Origin of the sequence: Streptomyces sp. NPDC088350 (assembly GCF_044753545.1) — a bacterium.
GTDB lineage: Bacteria > Actinomycetota > Actinomycetes > Streptomycetales > Streptomycetaceae > Streptomyces.
Genome location: NZ_JBIVNL010000010.1, coordinates 125,183 through 151,105, shown reverse-complemented (window position 1 = coordinate 151,105; position 25,923 = coordinate 125,183). Strand labels below are relative to the sequence as shown.

Annotated in this window: 21 protein-coding genes and 3 tRNA genes; 9 read left to right on the top strand and 15 right to left on the bottom strand. The window is 68.1% G+C overall.

Annotated elements, in window-relative coordinates:
- Positions 1–2: 2 nt before the first annotated feature.
- The 3 genes from ACIQBL_RS33025 to ACIQBL_RS33015 form a co-directional block, all read right to left on the bottom strand.
- Entirely contained in the window at positions 3–1,337 is a 1,335-nt protein-coding gene (locus tag ACIQBL_RS33025; protein ID WP_401948216.1) for a hypothetical protein, read from the bottom strand.
- A gap of 156 nt (positions 1,338–1,493) precedes the next feature.
- Positions 1,494–1,853, bottom strand: a complete 360-nt coding sequence (locus ACIQBL_RS33020) for a hypothetical protein (protein ID WP_401948213.1) — start codon at positions 1,851–1,853, stop codon at positions 1,494–1,496.
- Between the two features lie 157 nt (positions 1,854–2,010).
- The gene (locus ACIQBL_RS33015; protein ID WP_401948211.1) at positions 2,011–3,153 is read right to left on the bottom strand and encodes a ParB/RepB/Spo0J family partition protein; all 1,143 of its coding nucleotides are present in this window, start codon (positions 3,151–3,153) and stop codon (positions 2,011–2,013) included.
- A gap of 886 nt (positions 3,154–4,039) precedes the next feature.
- Between ACIQBL_RS33015 and ACIQBL_RS33010 the strand changes: the two genes are divergently transcribed.
- Positions 4,040–4,546 carry a helix-turn-helix domain-containing protein gene (locus ACIQBL_RS33010; protein WP_401948209.1) on the top strand — a complete coding sequence of 169 codons (507 nt, stop codon included), beginning with the start codon at positions 4,040–4,042 and terminating at the stop codon, positions 4,544–4,546.
- Between the two features lie 19 nt (positions 4,547–4,565).
- On the opposite strand, the gene ACIQBL_RS33005 is transcribed toward ACIQBL_RS33010, so the two are convergent.
- Positions 4,566–4,877 carry a hypothetical protein gene (locus tag ACIQBL_RS33005; protein ID WP_401948207.1) on the bottom strand — a complete coding sequence of 104 codons (312 nt, stop codon included), beginning with the start codon at positions 4,875–4,877 and terminating at the stop codon, positions 4,566–4,568.
- Between the two features lie 242 nt (positions 4,878–5,119).
- Between ACIQBL_RS33005 and ACIQBL_RS33000 the strand changes: the two genes are divergently transcribed.
- Complete coding sequence (locus ACIQBL_RS33000; protein WP_401948205.1) at positions 5,120–6,316, top strand: MAB_1171c family putative transporter; 1,197 nt, start codon at positions 5,120–5,122, stop codon at positions 6,314–6,316.
- Positions 6,313–7,506, top strand: a complete 1,194-nt coding sequence (locus ACIQBL_RS32995; protein WP_401948203.1) for a cytochrome P450 — start codon at positions 6,313–6,315, stop codon at positions 7,504–7,506. The genes ACIQBL_RS33000 and ACIQBL_RS32995 overlap by 4 nt, the downstream gene beginning before the upstream one ends.
- On the opposite strand, the gene ACIQBL_RS32990 is transcribed toward ACIQBL_RS32995, so the two are convergent.
- Both ACIQBL_RS32990 and ACIQBL_RS32985 read right to left on the bottom strand, forming a co-directional pair.
- Complete coding sequence (locus ACIQBL_RS32990) at positions 7,493–8,503, bottom strand: recombinase family protein (protein ID WP_401948201.1); 1,011 nt, start codon at positions 8,501–8,503, stop codon at positions 7,493–7,495. The two genes, ACIQBL_RS32995 and ACIQBL_RS32990, sit on opposite strands and share 14 nt — an antisense overlap.
- Before the next feature lie 120 nt (positions 8,504–8,623).
- Positions 8,624–8,782 (bottom strand): helix-turn-helix domain-containing protein, encoded by a 159-nt coding sequence (locus ACIQBL_RS32985; RefSeq protein ID WP_401948198.1) that lies wholly within the window; start codon positions 8,780–8,782, stop codon positions 8,624–8,626.
- A 241-nt stretch (positions 8,783–9,023) separates the two neighbouring features.
- On the opposite strand from ACIQBL_RS32985, the gene ACIQBL_RS32980 reads away from it, so the two are divergent.
- Positions 9,024–10,913: a tyrosine-type recombinase/integrase gene (locus tag ACIQBL_RS32980; RefSeq protein WP_401948196.1), complete on the top strand. Its 1,890-nt coding sequence runs from the start codon at positions 9,024–9,026 to the stop codon at positions 10,911–10,913.
- Between the two features lie 151 nt (positions 10,914–11,064).
- Here ACIQBL_RS32980 and ACIQBL_RS32975 read toward each other — a convergent pair.
- The 3 genes from ACIQBL_RS32975 to ACIQBL_RS32965 all read right to left on the bottom strand — a co-directional run bounded on the left by ACIQBL_RS32975 (position 11,065) and on the right by ACIQBL_RS32965 (position 11,468).
- Positions 11,065–11,138 (bottom strand) — tRNA-Ile (locus ACIQBL_RS32975).
- 175 nt (positions 11,139–11,313) lie between these two features.
- Positions 11,314–11,389 (bottom strand) — tRNA-Asn (locus ACIQBL_RS32970).
- 6 nt (positions 11,390–11,395) lie between these two features.
- Positions 11,396–11,468: transfer RNA gene (locus ACIQBL_RS32965), tRNA-Asn, on the bottom strand.
- 171 nt (positions 11,469–11,639) lie between these two features.
- Here ACIQBL_RS32965 and ACIQBL_RS32960 point away from each other — a divergent pair.
- The 4 genes from ACIQBL_RS32960 (at position 11,640) to ACIQBL_RS32945 (ending at position 17,312) form a co-directional block, all read left to right on the top strand.
- Positions 11,640–11,945 carry a YtxH domain-containing protein gene (locus ACIQBL_RS32960; protein WP_401948193.1) on the top strand — a complete coding sequence of 102 codons (306 nt, stop codon included), beginning with the start codon at positions 11,640–11,642 and terminating at the stop codon, positions 11,943–11,945.
- 51 nt (positions 11,946–11,996) lie between these two features.
- The gene (locus tag ACIQBL_RS32955; RefSeq protein WP_401948191.1) at positions 11,997–13,454 is read left to right on the top strand and encodes an FGGY-family carbohydrate kinase; all 1,458 of its coding nucleotides are present in this window, start codon (positions 11,997–11,999) and stop codon (positions 13,452–13,454) included.
- A gap of 196 nt (positions 13,455–13,650) precedes the next feature.
- Positions 13,651–15,384 (top strand): ABC transporter ATP-binding protein, encoded by a 1,734-nt coding sequence (locus ACIQBL_RS32950; protein ID WP_401948189.1) that lies wholly within the window; start codon positions 13,651–13,653, stop codon positions 15,382–15,384.
- On the top strand, positions 15,384–17,312 hold the full coding sequence (locus ACIQBL_RS32945; protein WP_401948187.1) for an ABC transporter ATP-binding protein: 1,929 nt from the start codon (positions 15,384–15,386) through the stop codon (positions 17,310–17,312). The genes ACIQBL_RS32950 and ACIQBL_RS32945 overlap by 1 nt, the downstream gene beginning before the upstream one ends.
- 159 nt (positions 17,313–17,471) lie before the next feature.
- Here ACIQBL_RS32945 and ACIQBL_RS32940 read toward each other — a convergent pair whose 3' ends face one another.
- From ACIQBL_RS32940 to ACIQBL_RS32920, 5 genes are all read right to left on the bottom strand, one after another.
- Positions 17,472–18,791: an RNA polymerase sigma factor gene (locus ACIQBL_RS32940; protein WP_401948185.1), complete on the bottom strand. Its 1,320-nt coding sequence runs from the start codon at positions 18,789–18,791 to the stop codon at positions 17,472–17,474.
- Between the two features lie 81 nt (positions 18,792–18,872).
- A complete protein-coding gene (gene dnaG, locus ACIQBL_RS32935; protein ID WP_401948182.1) occupies positions 18,873–20,777 on the bottom strand; it encodes a DNA primase in 1,905 nt (634 codons plus the stop codon).
- Between the two features lie 47 nt (positions 20,778–20,824).
- Positions 20,825–22,090 (bottom strand): NAD(P)/FAD-dependent oxidoreductase, encoded by a 1,266-nt coding sequence (locus ACIQBL_RS32930; RefSeq protein WP_401948180.1) that lies wholly within the window; start codon positions 22,088–22,090, stop codon positions 20,825–20,827.
- A gap of 93 nt (positions 22,091–22,183) precedes the next feature.
- Positions 22,184–23,503 (bottom strand): deoxyguanosinetriphosphate triphosphohydrolase, encoded by a 1,320-nt coding sequence (locus ACIQBL_RS32925; RefSeq protein ID WP_401948177.1) that lies wholly within the window; start codon positions 23,501–23,503, stop codon positions 22,184–22,186.
- Positions 23,504–23,675: 172 nt separating this feature from the next.
- On the bottom strand, positions 23,676–24,542 hold the full coding sequence (locus ACIQBL_RS32920; RefSeq protein WP_401948174.1) for a sirohydrochlorin chelatase: 867 nt from the start codon (positions 24,540–24,542) through the stop codon (positions 23,676–23,678).
- 230 nt (positions 24,543–24,772) lie between these two features.
- On the opposite strand from ACIQBL_RS32920, the gene ACIQBL_RS32915 reads away from it, so the two are divergent.
- Positions 24,773–25,459 carry a vancomycin high temperature exclusion protein gene (locus ACIQBL_RS32915; RefSeq protein WP_401948799.1) on the top strand — a complete coding sequence of 229 codons (687 nt, stop codon included), beginning with the start codon at positions 24,773–24,775 and terminating at the stop codon, positions 25,457–25,459.
- A gap of 18 nt (positions 25,460–25,477) precedes the next feature.
- Here the strand turns inward: ACIQBL_RS32915 and ACIQBL_RS32910 are convergent, their stop codons facing one another.
- Positions 25,478–25,897 carry a gamma-glutamylcyclotransferase family protein gene (locus tag ACIQBL_RS32910; RefSeq protein ID WP_401948171.1) on the bottom strand — a complete coding sequence of 140 codons (420 nt, stop codon included), beginning with the start codon at positions 25,895–25,897 and terminating at the stop codon, positions 25,478–25,480.
- Positions 25,898–25,923: the final 26 nt, after the last annotated feature.

Below are 25,923 nucleotides of genomic sequence, written 5' to 3'. Positions count from 1 at the left end.
GGTCAGAGTCCCGTCTTCGTCGTCGGGGCGCCCCACCGCTTCGCCCATATCTCAAGGGCCTCGGCCAGCGTGTGCTCGCCCATGGCTCCCTGGTACTGGAGCTGGAACTTCCAGCCGTCCTCGCTTGACCGGCTGCGCTTCTTCAGCCGCAGCAGCCCTCGGTACTTCATCGACACCGGGTTGTTGCTGAACGCCGTCGTCGCCGCCTGCCTGATCCGCCGTGAGAACGCCCGCTGGCACAGCAGCTGCGCCTCTGTGCTCGTGGCCGCGAGCACGATGAGCTTCGACAGCCGGGGGTAGTCGGTCGGCGCGACCGCGAAGTCCGAGAGCACGTACGCCTCGTCCGGCGTGAAGGTGCTGGGCGCCATGGCGAAGACGCCGAGCAGCCGCCCGCCGCCGTCCCGCACCGCGACAGCCAGGTTGGCCGCGCCGGGCGCGATCCTCGGGTTGAGGTATCGGGAGCGCAGGGCGTTGAACTGGCCGGGCTTGAGCAGCGACAGCGTGAGCGGGCCGACCAGGTCCTCGCCCTCGCGCAGTCGGGGGATTTTCACCGGCTCGATCGGCTGGCGCGGGGCGACGATCCGCGTGCGGGCCTCGCTGGCGTACACGTAGAAGGGGGCCGCACGCGGCGTCGCCTTGATCACCCCGCGGAGGTACGGGTGCAGCTCGGGCACGCTGTGGTTGGAGGCGGTCAGCCAGTACGGCCGGTTGGTGATCGCACCGAGCACGCTGACCACGTCGTCGTCGGATAGCGGCTCGTACTGCGGTGCGTCCCAGGTGAAGTGGGCTTCGAGCGGCTCGTACAGCTTCTCGTAGCCGCCGCCGTAGAAGGGTGGGAAGGAGCACACCGGGGCATCGCGTGGGACCTTCTGGAGCCAGGAGCGCACGTCTTCCACCTCGTAGGAGGCGAGTTCGATGTCCGAGCTGGAAAGCCGCTCGACGGTCTCCGCGTGCTTGGCCTTCCACTGCTCCCGGTAGGAGCGAACCACTCGTTCGTGCCACAGCCCCTCGCGGCCGACGCTGCCAAGGAACCGCGTGCCGAGCATGAGCGTGGCCACGGTGCCGACACCGTCGTCCAAGGAGCCTGTGACCCAACCGAGTTGGTCTCGGCTCTCCTCCCGCAACCGGATGCCGACCGGCTGCTTGGTGAGCCACCGGCCAACCGCGCTCGTGTAGATGGAGACGTCCGAGGAGCGGAGGTCGAAGCCCATGCTGGCCACGCTGCGCTCGATGGTGAAGTTCCCGCAGCATGGGATGTACACCGAGCCGCGCGGCCAACTCCCCGCCGTTTCCCGCACGATGGAGCGCATGGGGCCTGGGATGGTGCCCTGAAACATCTCGCCTCCTGTACGAATGACAGTGCCCGGCCCGGTGGTACCGGGCCGGGCACTGCGCTGGAACCCGACACAAGGATCACATACATCCTTGAAACAATGTGACCTACCTTTTGCCAGCAGATCACCTAGCGGGAGACGTCAGGCCGAGCGGGCCGCTTACAACAACCTGCCCTGTTCGTACGGACCCATGGTCGGCCCAAGCTCCCGCACCTCGTCCCCCGTCGCGTCCTGCCACCATGCGGCGAAGACCCTCCGGTGACACCACTGCGCCGAGTCGGACAGGTCCTCGAAACAGAGCAAGACCAGCCTGTGCTCCAGCTCCACATTCACGATCTCACGTAGCCGCTCCGCGATCCGCGCCGGACCGAGCCGGTCCAGGTCAGCCCGGTACGCGGCTGTGAACTCGGGCAGCGGCTTGCCGAAGTACGCCTTTTTCGGCGCGAGTTCACGGACCGAGTGAGTGAGGGTGTAGGGGAGCTTGAAACGTGGGGCTCCCAGGGTTATACGGACGGGCACTCCTTGTGCTGGCTGGAATTGCTGATACCGGTTCGTGAAGAGCGTGAGCAAGCTGCATCCTTTCCTGGGGTGCACATCATGCGTCAACGCCCGGAATAGTCCGGGCGTTGACTGCTGAAGGAGTTGAGGGAACCGGCATCCGGCTCCCTCGTCCCTCTTACTTGCTGGTCGCGGCCGCGCCCTTCCGGGGCGCTGCGGTAGCGGGGGTGGCCTGCTTCCGGGCAGAAGCCCTGCGGGCCGGAGCCTTGGCCGTTGCCGCCGCCTTGGTACGAGGAGCCGCAGGCTTCGCCGTCGTCTTCTTCTCGGCGGGCTCTGCCGGGGCCTTAGCCGTCGCCTCGGGCTCGGCCTCACCCTGCGCCTTGGCCGTCTTCTGCTCTGCGGCCTCTTGCTGGACCTCGACGGCCGCCTTGTTGAAGTCGGCCTGCATGGCGCGCTGGATGCCCTGGGCCTTGCTGAGCAGGTTCCGCACCTGCTGCACCTGGCTGTAGATCTTGCCGACGGCGCGCACATAGCGGTCGAGGTCGTTACCGAGGATGACGGCCAGGTCCTCGGGCTTCTTGGCACCCAGTTCCTCGAACAGCGGGATGAGGACGTCTTCCGCCTTGCCCAGGCTGTCCTTCGCCTGGGCCTTGGCCTTCTTCCGCGTCTCCTCCTCCTCGGCCGTCGGGGTCTTCTCGCCGGTGAGGGAGGTCTGCTGCTCCATCATCTTCAGGCCGTTGGCGAAGTGCTGGGCCTCGGCCTCGGTGTCGAAGTCGCCGCGCACGTACCGCATGGCGGCCACCATCTGGTTGGCGGGGTTGAGCTGGGCGATGTGCCAGGCGAGGTTGTTCTTGATGTCACCCTTGTCGACCATCTCGGCGACCTCGGGCCGCAGGGTGAGCAGGCCCAGGCGCCAGGTGATGTGGGTCTCCGTCTTGCCGAACTGCTTGGCAATCTTGGCCGGGGTCCAGCCCGCCGCCTTGAGGTCGGCGTACGCCCCGGCCTCTTCCATGATCGTCATGTCCGAGCGGTTGACGTTCTCGGCGATGCTGAGGACGTACGCCGTCTCTTCGCTCGCGTCCTCGATGACCTTCGCCGGAATGACCTCCAGGCCGGCCGCCGTGCAGGACCTCCACCGGCGCTCGCCCGCGATCAGCATGTAGGGGACTTTGGCCCCCTCGACCGGGCGGACGACGACCGGCTGGAGGAGGCCGTTCTCCTTGATGCTGGCCGTCAGCTCCTCCTGCTGCGCCCCGTCGAAGAACTTGCGCGGCTGGTCGGGGTTGGGGGCGATCTCGGAGATCTTGAGGTTGGCGAACATTTTCCCGCACCTTTCGAATTCCAAGGGAAGCCGTCCTTTTGGGCTTTCCCTTTTTCCTTATACTTATATCTTAATCGCATACACCTCTAAAGCAAGTGGGAATTCTTTTTAATTTCTCGAATTCAATTCCAGATCTCCAGGCTTAATCCCCCTTGCAAGAAGGGGAGGCCGAAGGGCCACGCCGAGCCCTGGCGCTACGTCAGACCCAGAGACGAAGCGAGCCCGCCACGGTCTTGCGACCGCGACGGGCTCCACTCCCGTTCACGCACCCCGACGGCCACGCCAATGCGGCCGCTCCTCGCGGGTGGGGCGCGGGGGGGGGTCGGCCACCCGCGAGGAGCAGGGAAGGGCGCCGCTCTCGCGGCACCGACGACCAGGGTCGCTGCGGCTGCTGCGTCTGGTCGACAGCCTGGAAACTACAGCATCGCTTGAAGCATGTCACCTATCTCTCCGACCACACCAGCTCATTGCGCGCCGCAACCCCCCTCGCGCGGCATCGAGGTCGGCGTCAGCAGAGCCAGCACCTCCACGAGCTCCCTCGCCTCCTGAGGCGCGGAGTCGTCCGGGCCCAACCGTCCAATGACGCGCGGCGCTTCACCCGCAAGGCGGCGTATCCGCGCTTCATCGAGTCCGCACTCCTCCGCCGAGGCCCCAGGGGCCGAGGTCGGGATCTTCACGACCTCCTCACCGCTCCTGTCTGCGGCGCCCGCGTTGTCGCGTGTCAACTGGTCCATAGCTTCCGTTCGATGCACGCCGACTCCTTGCCCTGAGCGCCGAACGGACAGCCCGAGCCCGACCGGGTTGCAATTTATTGCATGAAGCATGCATCATACTTCATAAGGTAAGAACGAAGTAAGAACACAGGGTGAGGAGGCACGGGATTCTCATGAGCGAAGGCCAGCCCGTCGACGCGTCGGAACAGTCGCCCGACGAACTGATCCGCGAGTCCAAGCGGACGATCGCGCAACGGCTGCGACATCTTCGCCAGCGCCACCCCGAAGGACCGTTCACTCTCGCCTCGCTCGCGGAGAGGGCCGGAGTCTCGGCCCGCACGCTGGCTCAGGCCGAGTCCGCCGAAGGGGCCAACGTCACGCTCGAAACCCTCACCAAAGTGGCGCACAGCCTCGGCATCAGGCGCATCGCCTACTTCCTCGACGACGCCGTTTACGAGCAAGTCACCGCAGAATTCGACGCTCTGGACCAGCTCCGGAAACAGGGAGTCGAGGGTGTTGCAGCGCGCAGGTCCGCCCCCACCGGTCTGCCGCCAGCCTCGGTCGAGCAGCTCACCCAACTCCTGAGCGGGATCGTCGCAAACGCGGAACAAGCCCGTGTAGCCCTACAGGAATTTCCGCCCTCAGAGCATCCCAACCCCCCACAAGAGAGCGACAGTTAGCGGCACGATGACCCCACGATCACGCCGGAAGACAACAAGCGGCCGTCGTCACAGCGACTTCAAGGAACGTTGCGAAGAGCGTGTCCAATCTCTTGAACTGCCGGAGGGGGAGCAACTCACCGTCCCCGTTCTGTGCGAGCGACTTGGCCGGCTTCGCCAACGGCCCCTCCAGGTCCTGGGTCTGGACCTGCCGGTGGGAAGCCCTGACGGCCTGTTGATCGAGACCGATGCCCAGGACTTCATCATCTACGAAGCGCGCCTCGCCCCAGTTCATCAGCGCCAGGTGGTCCTGCACGAGGTCGGCCACCTCATCTGTGATCACTCCGCGCACGATGCGGCCCCTGCCGTAGCGGAGCTGTTCACGCCGTCGCTGGATCCCGGCCTGGTGCGCCGGGTCCTCGGACGCGATCACTCCCACACCGACGTCGAGCGGGAGGCCGAGTATGTCGGCTCTCTGATCGGCCGCAGGATCAGCGTCTGGAGTGCCGAGCGCACCCGGACAGTTCCTCCAGAGGCACGAGGCCTCGTAGACCGTCTGTCCGCTCTGGAGCCTCCCCGTCCCGCTAGGTAGAGATGAACAGCGTTTTTTACCCCATCTGCGCTGCGGTGAGCTGCGTAGTCTTCATTTATCGGATTCGAATCCTGCGCTTCGACCGTTCACCGGCGCAGTGGGCCCTGTGCGGCAATTTCTTACTGTCCGCCGTGATATTTACGGTGTCCACCCCCTCCGTCTGGGTGGCTGCCAGCGCCGCCGTCGGCGTCGTGAACTTCTCGGGGCTCTTCACTCAAGTTCTGGCCATGTGCTTGGCCGGCTGCCAGCAACTCGTCCTGCTACATCTCACTTACGAACGGGATGTCGCCTGGCGCAAGGCGCGCTTGCGGATCGCGGGTATCGGCCTCGTGGTGAGCACCATGATCACGCTCTTCGTCCTCGCGACCCACGCCAGCGAACTTCCCACGAGCTACGCGCTGACGACAGCCCAGTTCTACCCGGCGTACCTGTCGATCTACGTAGCGGCCTACCTCTGGAACCAGATCGACGTGTGCATCTTGTGCTGGCGACATGCCCGCGTCTCGCCCCGGCCATGGCTTCGCCGCGGCCTGCGCCTCGTTGCGCTGACCCTGCCCTCCTCCCTGGTCTACGCGGGATGCCGAATAGCCGACATCGTCGCGGCCCAGTTCGGTATCTCCGGTGCAGCTTGGGAGCCCCTCGTGCCGTACGCACTCCTGGTCGGAATCGTCGGCAAGACCATCGGCTGGACCCTGCCGGACTGGGGCCGCTACCTCACAACCGTCCAGGAGTGGTTCTCCCACCGCCGGCTTCACTACGAACTCGCCCCGCTGCACCGACAAGTCACCGCACACGTACCCGACCCCGTCCTCGAACTGGACCCGGACGACGACCTTCGAACTCGCCTGTACCGCATGGTCGTTGAGATGCGGGACGCCCAGTGGGCACTACGTCTGTGGATGACACCCGACGCGGTGGCAGCGGCACGGCGAGAGGGCGAGGCACTCGGACTCCGCGGCGACGACCTCCTCGCCTTCGTCGAGGCTCAGCAACTCAGGTCCGCGATCGAGGCCAAGGCACGCGGGATCCCTCCCATGGACCACTCGGTCGTACCGCGCCTCGCCGAACCCCCGGACCTCGCGGCGGAGTTGACCTTCCAACGCAAGATTGCCCAACGCTTCCGGCAGTCCCCCATCGCCGCAGTTGCCGTAGCGGGATCAGCTACGACCGCAACACCGCAGGACGAGAACCGAGCATGATGCCTCCAGACACCACCCTCCCGTGCCTCTTCGACGGCAGCTTCTTCAACGATCCGTACGCCACGTACGCGCGTCTGCGCGCTGAAGGCGCCGCGCACCGCCTCAACACCCCGGAGGGATCGCCCATCTGGCTCGTCCCGCGAGAGAGGGATGTACGCGCCGCCTTGAGCGACCCGAGGTTGTCCGTGAACAAGGCCCACTCGACCCGTGGTTACCAGGGCTTCTCTCTCCCCCCGGCCTTGGACGCCAACCTCCTCAACGTCGACCACTCCGACCATCTGCGGCTTCGCCGCCTGGTGAGCCAGGCGTTCACCGCCCGCCGGGTAGAGCAGCTCCGCACCACGATCGAGGCGGCCACGCACCAACTGGCCGATGCCATGGAGGCCGTCGGCATCCAGGACCTGGCCGCGGTCTACGCGAACCCGCTCCCGATCACGGTGATCGGAGACCTCCTCGCCGTTCCCGACGAAGACAGGCTCGTCTTCTCCTCATGGGTGGCCACCATGTTCGCCCCCGACCATCCCGGGCAGGTCGGAGAAGCCATCCGCTCCATCCAGGAGTTCCTCACCAACCTCGTCGCCGAGCGTCGACGCGTCCTGGGCGATGACCTTCTCTCCGACCTGATCACCGTCCACGACGAGGGCGACAAGCTCAGCGAGGACGAACTCGTCTCTCTCGCCTTCCTGATCCTCATGGCCGGAAGCGAGAACGTGCAGCACGTGATCACCACCGGAGTGCTCACCCTGCTGCGACATCCCCTGCAACTGGAAGAACTGCACGACGACTTGGGCCTTCTTCCACACGCTGTGGAAGAGATACTCCGCTACGCACACCCCAACCAGATGGCCATCCGCCGCTTCCCGTTGGAAGACATCGAGATCGGCGGCGTCCGTATCCCCAAGGGAGAAACGGTGATGCTCTGCCTGGCCTCCGCGAACCGGGACCCCGACCGCTACCCGGACGCAGACCGCTTCAACATCCACCGGGCGGACAAGAGCCACCTCTCCCTCGGGCACGGCCTCCACTACTGTCTCGGAGCCGCCCTGGGGCGCATCGAGATCCAATCCGCGCTGGCCACTCTGCTGCGCCGCTTCCCGCGCTTGCGCCTGGCCGTCCCGGCGAGCGAACTGCGGTGGCGCTCTTCGTGGCGCTCGCACGCACTCCGAGAACTACCCGTTACGGTGCGCTGACCGGTCCGGGCTCCGCATCCTCCGTGGCTGCTACGCCGTCAGGCGCGGAACCCCACGAGCGCCACTTGAGTGCCACACGATCGGCGTCCACGGTGCGCGAGCCCCTGGACGCCGCCGGGTACACGACCACCTGCTCCAACATCAGGGCCACAACGCCCTGCTTCGCGACCAGCGGCGCATGCTGCCACCACCGCACCAGATCCGGCACAGTCCCCACGGGCACGTGCTTGACCTGCTCAAGGTGCCGCGCCTGCGCCCTCCACACGTTGGCCTGAGCCGACAGCTCCTTGTCGGCCGCCTTGAACGCCTTCAGCGACATACCCGAGGGGCGGGCGTAATCCTTGCCCAGTTGCTTCTGCCGAAGGCCGGCGTCATCCGCCTTCCTGCGCAGTTCCTCCGCCTCGGCCAGCAGTTGGTCGCGCGCCTGCTCGATCAGCGCACTGACCTCGGGCTTGGCCAGCTCGGCCAGCACATGCTCGGCGACATACGTCTCCAAGAGGTCCGCGTTGATCCGTACGCGACCGCAGCCACCGGGGTGCTGCGGAGTACTCGGCTTGCAACGATGGCCGCGGCTGCCCGCGTTGGAGGGAGCGGCACCAAGGGGGTGAGCGCACAGGCCGCACACGGTCTGCTCACCGCTCAGCAGGTACTCCTGCTGCGGTGCCCGGTCTGCTTCCGGCTGATGCTTGGGCCGCATCTGACGGATCTTCCGGAACTGCGCGGGCGGGATCAGCTCGGGCCCTCCGGAGGGCAGGAGGTTGCCCTCCTCGTCTTCGTAAAGACCGGCGATGGCCGGGTGATCCAGGACCGAGGCCAGAGTGGCAGGCCTCCATTCATTGCCGAGACTCGTGAGATGCCCCTCCGCGTTCATCCAGCCCGTGATCTCTCCGTAGGGCTGGCCGGCCTCCCGCCGGTTCGCGGCCTCCCGCAGGGGCGGCAGCTCGTCGTCCTTCGGCCTTCTGAATGCGGTATCCGCGAACCCGTACAACCTCGGCACAGAATCTCCCCAGCCTTCTCCGACCCCTGTATACTTCACATGCTAACGAAGATAGGTCACACTGCTGCAAGAGGTAGTGCATATGGCAGCGAGCTGGCATATGCCCCCCGAGCATCATCGCTACGCGCGAGCCCCTTCAACACCAAGGGCCTTCCACAGCTCCGCCGTCGGCACGCGCGTCTTTCCGCCGAGCGCGAGCGTCCGAACCGGGAAGGTCCCGTTCCGGATCAGCTCGTACGCCTTGTCCCGGCTGATCCCGAGGGCTCGACTGGCGGTCACCACGTTGACGGTGGTCGGAAGAGACAGCAGCTCCTCCAGGCCCATCGCTCCGGCAGAAGTCTGTCCGCCAGCTTCCTGAGCAGTCATGTCGTTGGTCGCAATCTCCCCCGCGCCAACTTGTAGATGACCTTACAACGGTGTCCGACACTCCAAGCAAGATCGAAACAGATCCCGCCAACCACGCACAAAGACGTAAAGACAACGACGGCGGGCCACCACGATCGCAACCACAGAGGGTCGGATGTTCGAGCCGAGCTACTACCGGCGATGCCAATGCAAGGGACCGCTCAAGGACGAGGAAGGCCAACCGGTCCTCGACGCCGACGGTGCTCCGAAGATCGGGGACATCGGGCTCTCCTGCCCGAAACTCGGTAAGGGACACGGCACTTGGTACTTCTACTTCAAGATTGAGCCCTGCGAGGGCGCCAAGAGCGGGCGGGTGCGTCGTGGCGGCTTCGCCACCAAGACCGACGCCCAGACCAAGGCGAAGGCGACCTACGACGCCCTCAGTGCTGGCATCGACGTGCTGTCCGACGAAAAGTGCGGCGACTTCTTCCTACGGTGGATCAAGGCGAAGAAGTCCCTTGCCCGCACCACCCGCCACGGCTACGAGGAACACCTCAACAACTACCTTCTCCCTCACCTCGGACACATCAAGCGGCGCGACCTCAAGGTGCGCCACCTCGACCTCATGTACGACGCGATCGAGAAGGAGAATGCCGAGCGGATCCTCCACCGTCTCCGCGTCGATCAGCTCCAGAAGGACCGCGACGAGGCGCACCGGGCCTGGGTGAAGGTGTCAGGCTATGCCCAAAGGGAAGAACGCCGGGTCGCCCGCCGAGCCTTCCTCGACGCGAACGCGGCACTCCGCGAAGGCAAGAAGGGGCTGCGGAAGGTCACGTCCGCCGCCACCATGCACCGCATCAACGACACCCTCAGCTCGGCGCTGTCCTGGGGGATCAAGCGCGAGCAGGCCTTCGCCAGGAACTGGGCGAAGCTCGTTGAGCTGCCGCCGGCCATCCGGCCGAAGCCGCTCGTATGGACGCCCGAGCGCATCGAGCACTGGAGGCGCACCGGCGAGAAGCCCGGCCCGGTCATGGTCTGGACGCCAGAACTGACCGGCCAGTTCCTCGACTTCGTCAAGGACGACTGGCTCTACGAGTTGTGGCACTCGTTCATCTTCCTCGGCCCCCGCCGAGGCGAGATGGCCGCGCTGCCCTGGACCGAGGTCAGCACCGACGCCCTCTGGCTCCGGATCTCCCAGCAGATCGTGGAAGTTGCCTACAAGCTGTACGGCGAAGCGCCGAAGGCCGACAGCGTTCGCACCCTGTCGCTGAGCCTGGAGTCCGGCGACAACTTCGTCAGCTTCCGCGCCAAGCAGGAACGCAAACGCCAGGAGTGGGGCGACGCCTACGTCGAGACCGGGCGCACGTGGACGCTTGAGAACGGCGAGGCGCTCCACCCTGACTGGATATCCCGGCGCTTCGCCCGTCTCGTCGAGTTGTCCGGTCTGCCGCCCGTGCGCCTCCACGACCTACGCCACCTCGCCGCCACCTTGTCCCTGCTCGCCGGGAACGACATCAAGGTGGTCCAGGAGAAGCTCGGCCACTCTTCGCGCCAGATCACCTCCGACACCTACACCAGCGTGCTGCCCGAGATGATGCGGGCCGAGGCCGAGTCGATCATGGCCGTCGTCCCCCGCGACATCGCCTTCGACGTAGGCACCCCTCTGGAGGTCCCCGAGGCGGTCTGGCACGACGGACTCGCCGTTCTCTTCGCCCACGGCGCACGGCAGCCGGAAGGCACCTGGGCCGTCGGCGCGCAGACCCGGCCGGACTCCGAACTTCTCGGCCTGGTCACGCTGGCCGGCCGGGGCCAGGACGATGCCGCCAACGCCGCCGTCAGGTGGATACGAGACCACTGCGCGGCGAACGAGCTGGAGTTGGTCAGGGTGGAGAACTTCAATGACCGCTACCCGGAGGAGCAGCGGTCCGACTTCTCGCTCACGCGCTTCACCGTCGGCCGTTCCCAGGACCCCGGGCCAGATAGCTGGACGCTCCCGACTGGCCTGCCGAAGGCGGCGGGGAGGCGCTCCGGTCGGGCTCCCAACAGGAGCCGGAAGGCGGCGTGATGACCCCTGCGCGCCCTGCTCCTGCCGCGCGTCCCCTGTGTGTCCCCTGGATCTTGGTCTGAACAGCTGAACGGGTGTCACCACGTTCGAGTGACTGCACCCGTCCCGACGTTTCCGCAGGTGGAAACGGTTCTCCTGGGAAAGGCGAGAGTGGGGCGGGTGGGACTCGAACCCACGGCCGACGGATTATGAGTCCGCTGCTCTAACCGGCTGAGCTACCGCCCCATTACGGCGCGTCGCGCACATTTGTACGCGCCGTCTGCCGCAGCATAGCCGCTCATACGATCTCCTGCTTCGGATGGTCGACTTCGCACGACCATGAGGACTGCGGCCTGCCCCGGGCGGTTCCGGGGGACATGAAAAAGGACCCCAACGGGGTCCTCGTCCACTCGCCAACCACTGGCTCTCCCGACTGGACTCGAACCAGTAACCTGCCGGTTAACAGCCGGCTGCTCTGCCAATTGAGCTACGGAAGACCGAAGCTCCCCCGACTGGACTCGAACCAGTAACCTGCCGGTTAACAGCCGGCTGCTCTGCCAATTGAGCTACAGGGGAATGCCTCGTTGCATCGAACGTACCTCCCTGGGCATTCGCCAGGGGGCGTGTGCTCGCTGCGACACATACATTAGCGCAAGCAGGGGGGTGCTCCGCCAATCGGTTCCCCCCGCACCGATGCCGCGCCGGAGTCCCACGCAACGGGACGTACGCAAGGGAAGGGTGACCGTCATGCGCTACAAGCTCACGTTCGTCGTCGGACTGGCTCTGGGTTACGTGCTGGGCACGCGGGCCGGACGCGAACGCTACGAGCAGCTGAAGAAGTCGGCGCGTCAGGTCGCGCAGAACCCCGCCGTCCGCAACACCGCCGAGTCGGCGGCGCAGCAGGGCCGCCAGTTCGCGGGCAAGGCGTACCACGCGGTCAGCGAGAAGGTCGGCGACCGGGTCCCGGACTCGGTGGCCGAGCGCGTACGGTCCCTTCGTGAGCGCAACGCGAACGGCACGGGCGGGGACGACTGGGGCACCAGCAACACCTAGGGAGCCCCGACCCGGCGCCGTCACCTCCCGCCGTACGGCAGAATTTCCGCCATGGGGATAGTCGCCGGGTTGGACAGTTCGCCCGATTTCACTCGTATCGTCGTCTGTGACACGGACACGGGGTCCGTGCTCAGGCAGGGATACGCGCCGCATCCGGTCGAGTCCGAGACCGAGGGCGGCGGGCGGCCCTCCGATGTCGATCCACAGGCCTGGCTGCTGTCGCTGGGCGAGGCGGCCGGCGGGGGGCTGCTCGAAGGTGTGCAGGCCATCGGCGTGTCCGCGCAGCAGAACGCGGTCGTGCCGCTGGACTCGCAGGGCAACACCGTGCGACCCGCGATGGTCGGCGGGGACAAGCGGGCGCAGGTCGCGGCGGCCGATCTGATCGACGCGCTCGGCGGGCGCGAGGCGTGGGCGCAGGCCGTGGGCTGTGTGCCGCAGGCCGCGCAGCCGGTGACCAAGCTGCGCTGGCTGAACAAGACCGAGCCCGACAACGCCCGGCGGACCACTGTTCTGCTGCAGGCCCACGACTGGCTCGTGTGGCAGTTGCTCGGGCGGCCGGTGAGAAGGACCACTGATCGTGGTGGGGCCTCCGGGACCGGTTACTGGTCCGCGGCCAGCGGCGGTTACCGGCCCGATCTCGTCGAGCTGGCCCTCGGTCACCAGGCCATGCTGCCGGAGGTGATCGGCCCGTCCGACGCGGCCGGTACGACTCCTGAGGGGCTGCTGATCTCCGCCGGTACCGGCGAGACCATGGCCGCGGCCTTCGGGCTCGGTATCGGGTTCGGGGACGCGGTCGTGTCGCTCGGCGCCTCCGGGTCCGTGATGGCCGTACACCACGAGGCGCTCGTCGACCAGAGCGGGATGATCACCTCGCTGGCCGACGCCACCGGGATGCATCTGCCGGTCGTGACCACGCTCAATGCCGTACGGACCCTGCGCGGGGCCGCCGAGCTGCTCGGGCTGCCGGATCTGGAGAGTCTGTCCGAGCTGGCGATGAAGTCGACGCCAGGGGCGCACGGACTCGTGTTCCTGCCCTATCTGGAGGGTGAGCGGACGCCCAATCTGCCGCACACCGCCGGGACGCTGGCCGGGCTGCGGCGGGAGTCGATGAAGGCGGAGCATCTGGCGCGGGCCGCGTTCGAGGGCATGCTGTGCGGGCTCGCGGACGCGCTGGACGTGCTGCGCGGGCGGGGGGTGTCGGTGCGGCGGCTCTTCCTGCTCGGGCCGGCCGCCGAACTGCCCGCCGTGCAGGCCGCGGCACCCGCGCTGTTCGGGACGCAGGTCGTCGTACCGCAGCCCGCCGACTACGCGGCGATCGGCGCCGCCCGGCAGGCCGCCTGGGCGCTCGGTGTCTCCCAGGGCGCCCTCGACCCGCGCACCCCGCCGCCGTGGCAGGGACCGGTCGCACAGGTCTTCGAGCCGGGCGACGAACTGGCCGTAGGACAGGCCGTGCGTCAGCAGTACGTGTCCGTGCGGGAGCAGACTCATCCGGGTGCGTTCCGCTCTTAAGGACTCGCGCGTTCCACTCGTAAGAACTCGCGCGTTCCACTCGTCAGAACTCGCGTGTTCCGCTCTTAAGGGTTCATAACGGCGGCTACGGCACTGCTGTTGGCTTAATCAGTTGAGGTAACACGGGTGGAGTGTCGGACGATGGGGGCGAGGGGCACACCGCCCGCCCCTCACCGCCGACTCCGAGAGACCTAGCGTGCTCATACGACTTCTGCGGACCTATCTCAGGCCCTACAGGAAACCCATCGCCCTGCTGGTGCTGCTGCAGTTCCTGCAGACCTGCGCCACCCTCTACCTGCCCACTCTGAACGCGCACATCATCGACAACGGCGTCGTCAAGGGTGACACCGGTTACATCCTGTCGTTCGGCGCCCTGATGATCGGGATCTCGCTGGTCCAGGTCGTGTGTAACACGGGTGCCGTCTATTACGGCGCCCGGACCGCCGCCGCGCTCGGCCGGGACATCCGGGGTGCCATCTTCGACCGGGTGCAGTCGTTCTCGGCCCGCGAGGTCGGCCAGTTCGGCGCGCCCTCGCTGATCACCCGTACGACCAATGACGTCCAGCAGGTCCAGATGCTGGCCCTGATGACGTTCACGCTGATGGTGTCGGCGCCGATCATGTGCGTGGGCGGCATCGTGCTCGCGCTCGGTCTGGACGTGCCGCTGTCCGGGGTGCTGATCGCGGTGGTGCCGACGCTGACGATCTGCGTGACGGTGATCGTGCGGCGGCTGCGCCCGCTGTTCCGGGCCATGCAGGTGCGCCTGGACACGGTGAACCGGGTGCTGCGCGAGCAGATCACCGGCAACCGTGTCATCCGCGCCTTCGTCCGGGACGAGTACGAGAAGGACCGGTTCCGGAAGGCCAACGCCGATCTGACCGAGATGCAGCTGAAGTCCGGCAACCTGCTCGCGCTGATGTTCCCGGTGGTCATGACCACGGTGAACCTGTCGTCGATCGCGGTGGTCTGGTTCGGTGCCCACCGCATCGACGGCGGCCAGATGCAGATCGGCGATCTGACCGCGTTCCTCGCCTATCTGATGCAGATCGTGATGTCCGTGATGATGGCCACCTTCATGTTCATGATGGTGCCGCGCGCGGAGGTCTGCGCCGAGCGCATCGAGGAGGTCCTCGACACCGAGAGCAGTGTCGTGCCGCCGGTGGCTCCCGTCTTCGAGCTGCGCCGGCACGGGCATCTGGAGGTCCGCGGGGTCGGCTTCTGCTACCCGGGCGCCGAGGAACCCGTACTGAAGTCCATCGACCTGGTGGCCCGCCCGGGCGAGACGACGGCCGTGATCGGCTCGACCGGCAGCGGAAAGTCCACCCTTCTGAGTCTCGTCCCGCGCCTGGTTGACGCGACCGACGGCGAGGTACTCGTCGACGGTGTCGACGTGTCGACCATCGACCCGGTGCTGCTGGCCAAGACGGTCGGCCTGGTCCCGCAGAAGCCGTACCTGTTCGCGGGCACGGTCGCGACCAACCTTCGCTACGGCAACCCGGACGCGACCGACGAGGAGCTGTGGCACGCGCTGGAGGTGGCGCAGGCCAAGGGCTTCGTCGAGGCGCTGGAGAACGGGCTCGACTCCCCCATCGCGCAGGGCGGCACGAACGTCTCCGGCGGTCAGCGGCAGCGGCTCGCGATCGCGCGCACGCTGGTGCAGCGGCCGGAGATCTATCTCTTCGACGACTCCTTCTCCGCCCTCGACTACGCGACCGACGCGGCGCTGCGGGCGGCGCTCTCCCAGGAGACCGCCGAGGCGACCGTGGTGATCGTGGCGCAGCGGGTGGCGACCATCAGGGACGCCGACCGGATCGTCGTACTCGACGAAGGGCGTGTCGTCGGGACCGGCCGTCATCACGAGCTGATGGCGGGCAACGAGACCTATCGGGAGATCGTGCTCTCCCAGCTGACGGAAGCGGAGGCCGCCTGATGGCCGGGCCCATGGGGCGGATGATGGCCGGGACGGGCCCCGACGCCCGTTCGATGGACTTCAAGGTGTCCGGCAAGCGGCTGATCGGCCAGTTCCGGCCGGAGCGGCTGACCATCGGCATCCTGCTGGTGTGTGTGGTGTTCAGCGTCGGGCTGAACGTGGTGGGACCGAAGATCCTCGGCAACGCCACCGACCTGGTCTTCGCGGGCATCATCGGGCGGCAGATGCCGGCCGGGACGACCAAGGCGCAGGCCCTCCAGGCGATGCGCGACCGCGGCCAGGGCTCGATCGCGGACATGCTGAAGAGCACGGACTTCACTCCGGGCAAGGGCATCGACTTCACCTCGGTGGGGCATGTGCTGCTGCTCGCGCTGAGTACGTTCCTGGTGGCCGGGCTGCTGATGGCGGTGGCGACCAGGATGGTCAACCGGGCGGTCAACCGGACGATGTTCCGGCTGCGCGAGGACGTGCAGACGAAGATGTCGCGGCTCCCGCTGTCCTACTTCGACAAGCGGCAGCGCGGTGAGGTCCTCTCGCGCGCGACCAACGACATCGACAACATCGGACAGACCCTCCAGCAGTCGATGGGCCAGCTCATCAACTCGCTGCTCACGATCATCGGCGTCCTCGCGATGATGTTCTGGGTGTCGTGGCTGCTGGCGCTGGTCGCGCTGGTGACCGTACCGCTGTCGTTCGCCGTCGCCACCCGCGTCGGCAAGCGGTCGCAGCCGCACTTCGTGCAGCAGTGGCGCTCGACGGGCAAGCTCAACGCGCACGTCGAGGAGATGTACACCGGGCACAACCTGGTGAAGGTCTTCGGGCGCCAGGACGAGTCGGCGAAGCTGTTCGCCGAACAGAACGACGCGCTCTACGAGGCCGGGTTCAAGGCGCAGTTCAACAGCGGGGTCATGCAGCCGCTGATGATGTTCGTCTCGAACCTCAACTACGTGCTGGTGGCCGTGGTCGGCGGTCTGCGGGTCGCGTCCGGCTCGCTGTCCATCGGTGACGTGCAGGCCTTCGTCCAGTACTCGCGCCAGTTCTCGATGCCGCTGACGCAGGTCGCGTCGATGGCGAACCTCGTGCAGTCCGGCGTCGCCTCCGCCGAGCGGATCTTCGAACTCCTCGACGCCGAGGAGCAGACGGCCGACCCGATGCCGAGCGAACGCCCCGAAGAACTCCGCGGGTTGGTCGCCCTGGAGCACGTCTCCTTCCGCTACGACCCCGACAAGCCGCTCATCGAGGACCTCTCGCTGACGGTGGAACCGGGCCACACGGTCGCGATCGTCGGCCCCACAGGCGCCGGCAAGACCACCCTCGTCAACCTCCTCATGCGGTTCTACGAGGTATCCGGCGGGCGCATCACCCTCGACGGCGTCGACATCGCGCGGATGTCCCGCGACGAACTCCGCGCCCACATCGGCATGGTGCTCCAGGACACCTGGCTGTTCGGCGGCACGATCGCCGAGAACATCGCGTACGGCTCGTCGCGGGAGGTCACCCGGGGCGAGATCGAGGAGGCGGCGCGGGCGGCGCACGCCGACCGGTTCGTCCGTACGCTGCCCGAGGGCTACGACACCGTCATCGACGACGAGGGCACGGGGGTCAGCGCCGGTGAGAAGCAGCTCATCACCATCGCGCGGGCGTTCCTGTCCGACCCGACGATCCTGGTCCTCGACGAGGCGACGTCGTCGGTCGACACGCGCACGGAGGTGTTGATCCAGAAGGCGATGGCCAAACTGGCCCACGGGCGTACGTCGTTCGTGATCGCGCACCGGCTCTCCACGATCCGGGACGCGGACACGATCCTGGTCATGGAGAACGGCTCGATCGTCGAACAGGGCGCGCATGCGGACCTGTTGGCGGCGGACGGGGCGTATGCGCGGCTGTACAAGGCGCAGTTCGCGCAGGCGGTGGCGGAAGTGGATTAACGGTCGTTGTTCGGCTGACGGCCCGTCGTGGCTGGTCGCGCAGTTCCCCGCGCCCCTAAAAGAACAGGGCGGGCCCAGCGTTTTCAGGGGCGCGGGGCTGTGTACATTTGCGGCTCCGCCGCGGGGCGCGGCCCGCCCCCACCGGGCCCGCACCCGGCATCAATCCAGATATCCCCTCAGCTGATCCGCGAAAGCGTGATCCCGCAGCTTGTTGAGCGTCTTCGACTCGATCTGCCGTATCCGCTCCCGGGTCACCCCGAAGATCCGGCCGATCTCCTCCAGCGTGCGCGGACGCCCGTCCGCCAAGCCGTACCTCAGCTGTACGACCTTCCGCTCACGCTCCCCCAGCGTCGACAGGACCGCCTCCAGGTGCTGCCTGAGGAGGATGAACGCGGCCGACTCGACAGGGCTCGCCGCGTCGCCGTCCTCGATCAGGTCGCCGAGGGCGACGTCGTCCTCCTCCCCCACCGGCGCGTGCAACGACACCGGCTCCTGGGCAAGCCGCAGGACCTCGCTGACGCGTTCGGGGGCGAGATCGAGGTGGTCGGCCACCTCTTCCGGGGTGGGCTCGTAGCCGCGCTCCTGGAGCATCCGGCGCTGGACGCGGACGACCCGGTTGATGAGTTCTACGACGTGCACCGGGACGCGAATGGTGCGGGCCTGGTCGGCGAGGGCGCGGGACATGGCCTGGCGGATCCACCAGGTGGCGTACGTGGAGAACTTGTAGCCGCGGGCGTAGTCGAACTTCTCGACTGCCCTGATCAGGCCCAGGTTTCCCTCCTGGACGAGGTCGAGCATGGTCAGTCCGCGTCCTACGTACCTCTTCGCCACGGAGACGACGAGCCGCAGGTTGGCCTCGATGAGGCGGCGTTTGGCCATCCGGCCCATCACGACCAACTTGTCCAGGTCGAGGGCGAGTTGGCTGTCCAGGTCGAAGGCGCCGCCGAGCCGCTCCTCGGCGAACAGGCCGGCCTCGACGCGGCGGGCGAGTTCGACCTCCTCGGCCGCGGTGAGCAGGGGGATGCGGCCGATCTCGCGCAGGTACTGGCGGAACAGGTCCGAGGAGGGGGCGCCGTTGTCGGCGGCGACCCGGCCGCGGGGCCGTTCGTCGGGCTCGGGGGGCTCGGGGGCCTCGGCGGTCTCCACCGCTTCGGCCGTCGGTTCTTCGAGCTCGGGCGGACTCTCCGGCTCCGCGGTCTCGGGGTGGTGCGCGGCACGGCTCTGCGGAGGGACGGTCGCGAGGACATCGGTCTCCGCTTCCGGTTCCGCGCCGTCCGTCGTGCTGGTCTCGGTCTGGTCGAGGGTCTGGGTCTGCACGGGGGCGACCTCCAGGATGATCGCTGCCAGGGGGTACGGCAGCGGTACTTCAGGGGCGGAGTCGGCGGCCTCGCCGCTGTCCGTCCCGTACTCGATGAGCGGAACCGCGGGGGTGAAGGACCCGCTGGGGACGGATCGGCCGCGCTCCGAGGACTCAGGCACCGGAACCCAGTGTGGAGTACGACACATCGCCGCCACGAGGGGCGTGCGGTGACTTTTTGAGTCCGTTCCGTAACTACGCGCTCAGAGCGCTGAGGCGCCGTGCACCTGGAGTGCCTGGTCGTACTGCTGAAGTACCCACAACTCGTTCTGTACGGCGGCCAGTTCGGCCGAGTCGCCATGGCTGCCGAGGCGGGTGAGCGCGCCCTGGATGTCGTGGATACGGCGCACTACGGCTCTTCGGCGGACGGTGACGAGCTGCTCGCCCGCGTAGTTCTCGTCGACCGTGCGGCGCAGGATCGCCTCGACGGCCAGCTCGGTGACCATCGCGCGGACCGCGTCGTCCGGTGCGGCCTCGCGGACGCGGACGAGATAGTCCTGGGCGTCCTGGAGGCCGTACTCGGCGCCGCCCGCCTCGATGATCGCCTCGCGTACGGCGGCATACGGCGGGGCGGTGAACTCGTCGACGCCGTACGCGTCGAAGGCCGGGGAGACCAACTCGGGGCGCTGGAGGGCGAGTTTGAGGAGTTCGCGTTCGGTGGCGAACACCGGGTTGCGGAGGGTGAGGGCGGGGCCGCCGGTGGGGGGGCGGGGGGTGGTGTCGTACTGCTGCTGGGCGCTGCCTCTTGTCGGCGCTGGGCCCTTGCCGCCTCGGTCGCGGGCCCAACGGGCCAGCTGGGCAACGCGCTTGACCACGAACTGGGTGTCGAGGATGCCGAGCATGCCGGCGAGCTGGACGGCGACCTCGTGCTGGGCGCCGCTGTTCTTGATGCGGGCGACGATCGGCGCGGCCTCGTCCAGGGCGGAGGCGCGGCCGGCGGGGGTGTCGAGGTCGTAGCGGACGACGATCTGGCGGAGCGCGAACTCGAAGAGCGGGGTGCGGGGTTCGACCAGGTCGGCGACCGCCTCGTCGCCCTTGGCGAGGCGCAGCTCGCAGGGGTCCATGTTGTCCGGGGCGATCGCGATGTATGTCTCGGCGGCGAACTTCTGGTCGTCCTCGAAGGCGCGCAGGGCCGCCTTCTGGCCGGCCGCGTCGCCGTCGAAGGTGAAGATCACGCGGGCCGAGCCGTTGTCCATCAGGAGCCTGCGGAGGATCTTGATGTGGTCCGTGCCGAAGGCCGTGCCGCAGGTGGCGATGGCGGTGGTGACTCCGGCGAGGTGGCAGGCCATGACGTCCGTGTAGCCCTCGACCACGACCGCACGGCTGGACTTGGCGATGTCCTTCTTCGCGAGGTCGATGCCGTAGAGGACCTGCGACTTCTTGTAGATCGCGGTGTCGGGCGTGTTGAGGTACTTCGGGCCGTTGTCCGACTCGTAGAGCTTGCGGGCGCCGAAGCCGACGACCTCGCCGCCGATGTCGCGGATCGGCCACATCAGACGGCCGCGGAAGCGGTCGATGGGGCCGCGGCGGCCCTCCTGGGCGAGGCCGGACAGGAGGATCTCCTTGTCGGTGAAGCCCTTGCCGCGGAGGTATTTGGTGAGGTGGTCCCAGCCCTGGGGGCTGTAGCCGACGGAGAAGTGCTCGGCGGCCGACTGGTCGAAGCCGCGCTCGGCGAGGAACTTGCGGCCGGTGTCCGCCTCGGGGCTGACGGCGAGCTGCTCGACGTAGAAGTCGGCGGCGACCTTGTGGGCCTCGACCAGGCGGATGCGCTCGCCGCGCTGGTGGGCGGGGTTGTACCCGCCCTCCTCGTACCGCAGCGTGATGCCGGCCTGGGCGGCCAGGCGCTCGACCGACTCGGAGAACGTGAGGTGGTCGACCTTCATCACGAACGTGATGGTGTCGCCGCCCTCCTGGCAGCCGAAGCAGTGGAAGAGCCCCTTGCTCGGGCTGACCTGGAAGGACGGCGACTTCTCGTCGTGGAACGGGCAGAGGCCCTTGAGGTTGCCGCCGCCCGCGTTCCGCAGCTGGAGGTACTCGGACACGACGGCGTCGATCGGGACCGCGTCCCGAACCGCCTTCACGTCCTCGTCGTTGATCCGTCCAGCCACGCGTGAATTCTACGGGGCCGGACTGACACCAGTGACGACGAGACGCTTCAGCCGCCCAGGCTGTCCAGCGGAACGTGTGGGTCCGCGAGTGCCTCGGTGTCCACCTGTGCCTTGGAGCGGATCAGCTGCTGGATGGGCTCTGTGACGTCCCACACATTCACGTTCATCCCGGCCAGCACCCGGCCCTCCTTCATCCAGAAGGCGATGAACTCGCGCTTGCCCGCGTCTCCCCGGATCACCACTTCGTCGTAGGAACCCGGGGGCGCCCAGCCGGAGTACTCCATACCCAAGTCGTACTGATCGGAGAAGAAATAGGGCACGCGGTCGTAGGTGACGTCCTTGCCGAGCATCGCGCGGGCCGCCGCCGGGCCGCCGTTCAGGGCGTTCGCCCAGTGCTCCACGCGCAGTCGGGTGTCGAAGAGGGCGTGGTGGAAGGCGGCCACGTCACCGGCCGCGTAGATGTCGGGGTCGGAGGTGCGCAGCCGTTCGTCGACCGCGATGCCGCCGCCGTGCGCGCGGTCGGCGAGTTCCAGTCCTGCCGCCTCGGCGAGCGCGGTGCGCGGGGCGGCGCCGATGGCCGCGAGGACGTCGTGCGCGGGGTGCTCCTCGCCGTCGTCGGTGCGGGCGGCGAGGACCATGCCGTCCTGGCCGACGATCTCGGTGAGTTTGGCGCCGAAGTGGAAACGCACGCCGTGCTCGGCGTGCAGGTCGGCGAAGAGCTGGCCCAGTTCGGGGCCGAGGACGCCGTGCAGCGGGGTCTGCGAGGGTTCTACGACGGTGACCTCGGCGCCGTACTCGCGGGCCGCCGCCGCGACCTCCAGGCCGATCCAGCCGCCGCCGGCGATCACCAGATGGCCGTTGTCCCGGCCCAGGGACGCCAGGACGTTCTTCAGGCGCTCGGCGTGCGAGAGGCGGCGCAGGTGGTGGACGCCCGCGAGGTCGGTGCCCGGGATGTCGAGGCGGCGGGGTTCGGCGCCGGTGGCGATGAGCAGCTTGTCGTAGTGGACAAGGGTGCCGTCGTCCCCGAAGCGGACCGTCTTCGCCGTACGGTCGATGTTGTCGACGGTCTGGCCGAGGTGCAGCTCGATGTCGTTCTGCGCGTACCAGGCGGGTTCGTGGACGAAGACGCTGTCGCGCTCCTCCTTGCCGAGGAGGTAGCCCTTGGACAACGGCGGGCGCTCGTACGGGTGGTCGCGTTCGTCGCAGATCAGTATCACGCGGCCGGTGAAGCCCTCCGCTCGGAGCGTCTCGGCCGCCTTGGCGCCGGCCAGGCCTCCTCCGACGATGACGAATGTCTGATCCGCGTCGACCACTTGATGCCTCCTCGTAAGGGTGCCGTCATATGCGAGCGTCCCGCACGCAGCGTGATGCGGGAAGGGGGTGTGGCCCGATCAGGCCACGGAGGGTCACATTCGGACGTGTTCCGCGTCACTGTGCCCCAGCGATGTGAGATACGCGTGAAGAGACCGCGCCGAAGCGTCCGTGAGTGACGCGATCTGATCGACGATCACCCGCTTGCGGGCGCGGTCGTCGGGCGCCTCGTCGAACTGCGCGCGGAACTGCGGCTCCAGGCCGTCGGGCGCGCGCGTCGTGAGCACCTCGGCGAGTTCGGCGACCACGACGCGCTCGTCGGCGCGGATGCGCTCCTGTTCGGCGCGCTGCATGACGTACCGATCGGCGACCGCCTTGAGGACCGCGCACTCCAGTCGTGCCTCGCGCGGTACGACGAGTTCGGCGTCGTAGCGGGTGAGGCGGCCGGTGCCGTACGCCGCGCGCGTGGCGGTCTCGGCGGCCAGGCAGAAGCGGCCGATGAGCTGGCTGGTGGCGTCCTTGAGGCGGGCCTGCGCGACGGCCGAACCGTCGTAGCCGTGCGGCCACCACGGCTCGTTCTGGAGCCGGTCCAGCGCCTCGGCGAGTTCGTCGGGGGCCGTGTCCGCGGGGACGTAGCGGCCGATGGCCACCTTGAAGATCTCCTGGCGTTCCGGTTCGGCGTGCAGGCAGTTGGGGTCGAAGTGGCCCGCGTGGAGGCCGTCCTCGACGTCGTGCACGGAGTACGCCACGTCGTCCGACCAGTCCATCACCTGGGCCTCGAAGCACGTGCGCGTGCCGGGGGCGCCCTTGCGGACCCAGTCGAACACGGGTCTGTCGTCCTCGTAGACGCCGAACTTCGGGGACTTGGGGTCGGTGGGGTGCGCTCCGCGCGGCCAGGGGTACTTGGTCGCGGCGTCGAGGGTGGCTCGGGTGAGGTTGAGGCCCACGCTCACCAGGTCGCCGGTCGTGTCGCTGCTGACGAAGCGCTTCGGTTCGATGCGGGTGAGGAGCCTCAGGGACTGGGCGTTGCCCTCGAAACCGCCGCAGTCGTCCGCGAATTCGTTCAGTGCCTGTTCTCCGTTGTGGCCGAAGGGCGGGTGGCCCAGGTCGTGGGAGAGGCAGGCGGCTTCTACGAGGTCGGGGTCGCAACCGAGGGCTGCGCCCAGCTCTCGGCCCACCTGGGCGCACTCCAAGGAGTGGGTGAGGCGGGTGCGGGGGCTTGCGTCCCAGGCCTGGCTGCGGGTTCCTGGGGTGACCACCTGGGTTTTGCCGGCGAGGCGGCGTAGGGCGGCGGAGTGCAGTACGCGGGCGCGGTCGCGTTGGAAGGCGGTGCGGCCCGGGCGTTTGTCGGGCTCTGTTGCCCAGCGGTCGACTGATGTCGGGTCGTAGGGGTTCGGTGCAGTTGTGCCGTCCATGCTTCGACAGTAAGCGGCGGTAGTGACAATTCGGGAGTTGCGGGGCGCTTATGCGTCTGCCGGGTGCGGTTTGGTTGCGTCTGCGGGTGCGTGGGGGCTGGGCGCGCCCACGCGGCGGAGCCGCAAATAGATACAGCCCCGCGCCCCTAGGGAATTGCCCCCCACCGTTGGTTCAAGCTGAAGCCAACTCAGGTGCCGTCGTCGCCAGCGTCGCCAGTGTCTGGTCGTAGCGGTGGAGTACGAGCCTCGCCATTGCGGGGTGGGCTCCCAGGGGTGCTGACGCGATCCACGGGGCCTGCTCCGCGCACTGCGTCGCGAAGCGGCCCGGGGCCGTGAAGCAGGATGCGACAGCCACCCGGTGTCGGCCTCGCGCCGCGAGGGCGCGGATCGCCGCGGAGACCGTGGGGGCCGCCGCCGAGGCGTACGCGGGGACCACGGGGACGCCCAGGCGGTCGGCCAGGAGTTGGGCCGTGTGGTTGGTGTCCAGCTTGGATTCCGGGTCCCGCGAGCCCGCTGCGGCCAGGACCACGGCGCTCCCCCGACGGGTCTGGTCGTCGGTCCTGGTGCGCCAACCCGCTTCCACCAGGCGGTCGTAGAGGGTCTCCACGAGGAGGGGGTGCGGGCCCAAAGGGGGCGCCACGCGCGTGCGTGCCTGGGCCTTTGCGGCCAGCTCGGGGATGTCCTGCTTGACGTGGTAGCCGCGGGCCAGGAGGAGGGGGACCAGGACGGCTTCCGTGGGGCCCAGTTCGGTGAGGGTGTCCGGGAGACGGGGCTCATTGAGTTCGATGTGGCCCAGGTGGACGGGGAGGGCGGGGCGGAGGTCGCGGATTCGGTCCACCAGGGCTCGTACGGTGCTCAGGGCGCGCGGGTCGCGGCTGCCGTGGGCCACCAGGACGAGCGCGGGCGGGCCGGGGCGCCGGGTGCCGTTCGGGGCGACGAGGCTGAGCTGGGTGGCGAGCTGACTGCTGATCCGGTTCATGAGATGCGCCGTACTGTCGAGGGTCGTGGACTCGTCGTGGGGATGATGCGACGCCGTCATGGAGTGATGGTGGCGGTGGGAGGTTGCCGTCCCGTTGCACCGGAATGACGGGGGTTTTCCGGGGGTTCACGGTGGGGTGCCGGGGGTGTGTGAGGCGACGTGACCTGCGGCTTCGGGATTCACAGTGAAGCCGGTCACACTGCGGGCGGCGAACCGGAGGGCGTCGGGGCGCGTCTGTGACTGTCGAACCCGAACGGGGAGGGGCCCCTTTGATGCGTCCGATCCGCCTGCTGCGCCGCCCTGGACTTCGCCGGCCGCGGCTGCCACGCACGCGTGCCGGGTGGCGACGGCTCGTGCAGGGCGTTGCCCTCGGCTGTGTCCTCGCGCTGCTGCCGGCGACCTGGCTGTGGGTGTCCACGGCCGACCGGCTGCGGACCCTTCAGGACGCGCCGCGTACCGATGTGGCCGTGGTCTTCGGTGCCGGGCTGTGGGACGGCGAGCCGTCGCCGTATCTCGCGCACCGGCTGGACGCGGCGGCGACGCTGTACCGGGAGGGCCGGGTGAAGGTCGTCCTGGTGACCGGCGACAACAGCCGCGAGGACTACGACGAGCCGGACGCGATGCGCGGCTATCTGGCCAAGCACGGGGTGCCACGCGCGCGCGTGGTGACCGATTACGCCGGCTTCGACACCTGGGACTCCTGCGTCCGCGCCAAGAAGATCTTCGGCGTCGACAAGGCCGTGCTCATCAGCCAGAACTTCCACATCCGGCGGGCGGTCGCGCTGTGCGACGCGGCGGGCGTCGACTCGTACGGCGTCGGTGTCGACGACACGCACGACGTGACCTGGTACTACGGCGGCACCCGCGAGGTCTTCGCGGCGGGCAAGGCCGCGCTGGACCTGATGTTCCATCCCGATCCCCACTTCCTCGGGCCGAAGGAGACGGGGGTCGCGCGGGCGTTGGGCTCCACCGGCTGAGGATTGTTCAACGATCGGTCAGGGGCGGCCCAGCCAGTCGCCGCCCTCGATCAGCCTGCCGTGGGCGCGGAGGTGGGCGGTGACCGAGGGGGCGGCCAGGTAGACCCAGGCGCGTACGGCCGCGCCGTCGGCTTCGCGGGTCACCCGGCGTTCGACGCGCTCGTAGAGGTTGCGCGGGTCGCCCGGGGCGTAGTCCTCAAGCCGGTCCAGGTCCATGAGGAGTCGGGGGTAGGCCTCGGGCCGTGCGGTGACGAGTTCGCCGACGACCACCGAGCCGGGGGCCTCGACGGCGTACGGGTAGCCGGGGCCGTCATAGAGGGCGGCGCCGGGCAGTCGTGCCCGTTCTTCGGAGTCCGTGCGGCCACGCAGGAACAGGTCGTGGTTGGGCTCGCCGGGGCGGAGGGTGCCGTAGACGAAGAAGGGGAGGGGCGTCGTCATCACTCTCCGGTCTTTGCATGCGCTAT

Bases quoted from the DNA above. Each gene is read 5' to 3' on its own strand.
- ACIQBL_RS33025 (WP_401948216.1), bottom strand. From the start codon at position 1,337: ATGTTTCAGGGCACCATCCCAGGCCCCATGCGCTCCATCGTGCGGGAA.
- ACIQBL_RS33015 (WP_401948211.1), bottom strand. From the start codon at position 3,153: ATGTTCGCCAACCTCAAGATCTCCGAGATCGCCCCCAACCCCGACCAG.
- ACIQBL_RS33010 (WP_401948209.1), top strand. From the start codon at position 4,040: ATGAGCGAAGGCCAGCCCGTCGACGCGTCGGAACAGTCGCCCGACGAA.
- ACIQBL_RS33000 (WP_401948205.1), top strand. From the start codon at position 5,120: ATGAACAGCGTTTTTTACCCCATCTGCGCTGCGGTGAGCTGCGTAGTC.
- ACIQBL_RS32995 (WP_401948203.1), top strand. From the start codon at position 6,313: ATGATGCCTCCAGACACCACCCTCCCGTGCCTCTTCGACGGCAGCTTC.
- ACIQBL_RS32980 (WP_401948196.1), top strand. From the start codon at position 9,024: ATGTTCGAGCCGAGCTACTACCGGCGATGCCAATGCAAGGGACCGCTC.
- ACIQBL_RS32960 (WP_401948193.1), top strand. From the start codon at position 11,640: ATGCGCTACAAGCTCACGTTCGTCGTCGGACTGGCTCTGGGTTACGTG.
- ACIQBL_RS32955 (WP_401948191.1), top strand. From the start codon at position 11,997: ATGGGGATAGTCGCCGGGTTGGACAGTTCGCCCGATTTCACTCGTATC.
- ACIQBL_RS32945 (WP_401948187.1), top strand. From the start codon at position 15,384: ATGGCCGGGCCCATGGGGCGGATGATGGCCGGGACGGGCCCCGACGCC.
- ACIQBL_RS32925 (WP_401948177.1), bottom strand. From the start codon at position 23,503: ATGGACGGCACAACTGCACCGAACCCCTACGACCCGACATCAGTCGAC.
- ACIQBL_RS32920 (WP_401948174.1), bottom strand. From the start codon at position 24,542: ATGACGGCGTCGCATCATCCCCACGACGAGTCCACGACCCTCGACAGT.
- ACIQBL_RS32910 (WP_401948171.1), bottom strand. From the start codon at position 25,897: ATGACGACGCCCCTCCCCTTCTTCGTCTACGGCACCCTCCGCCCCGGC.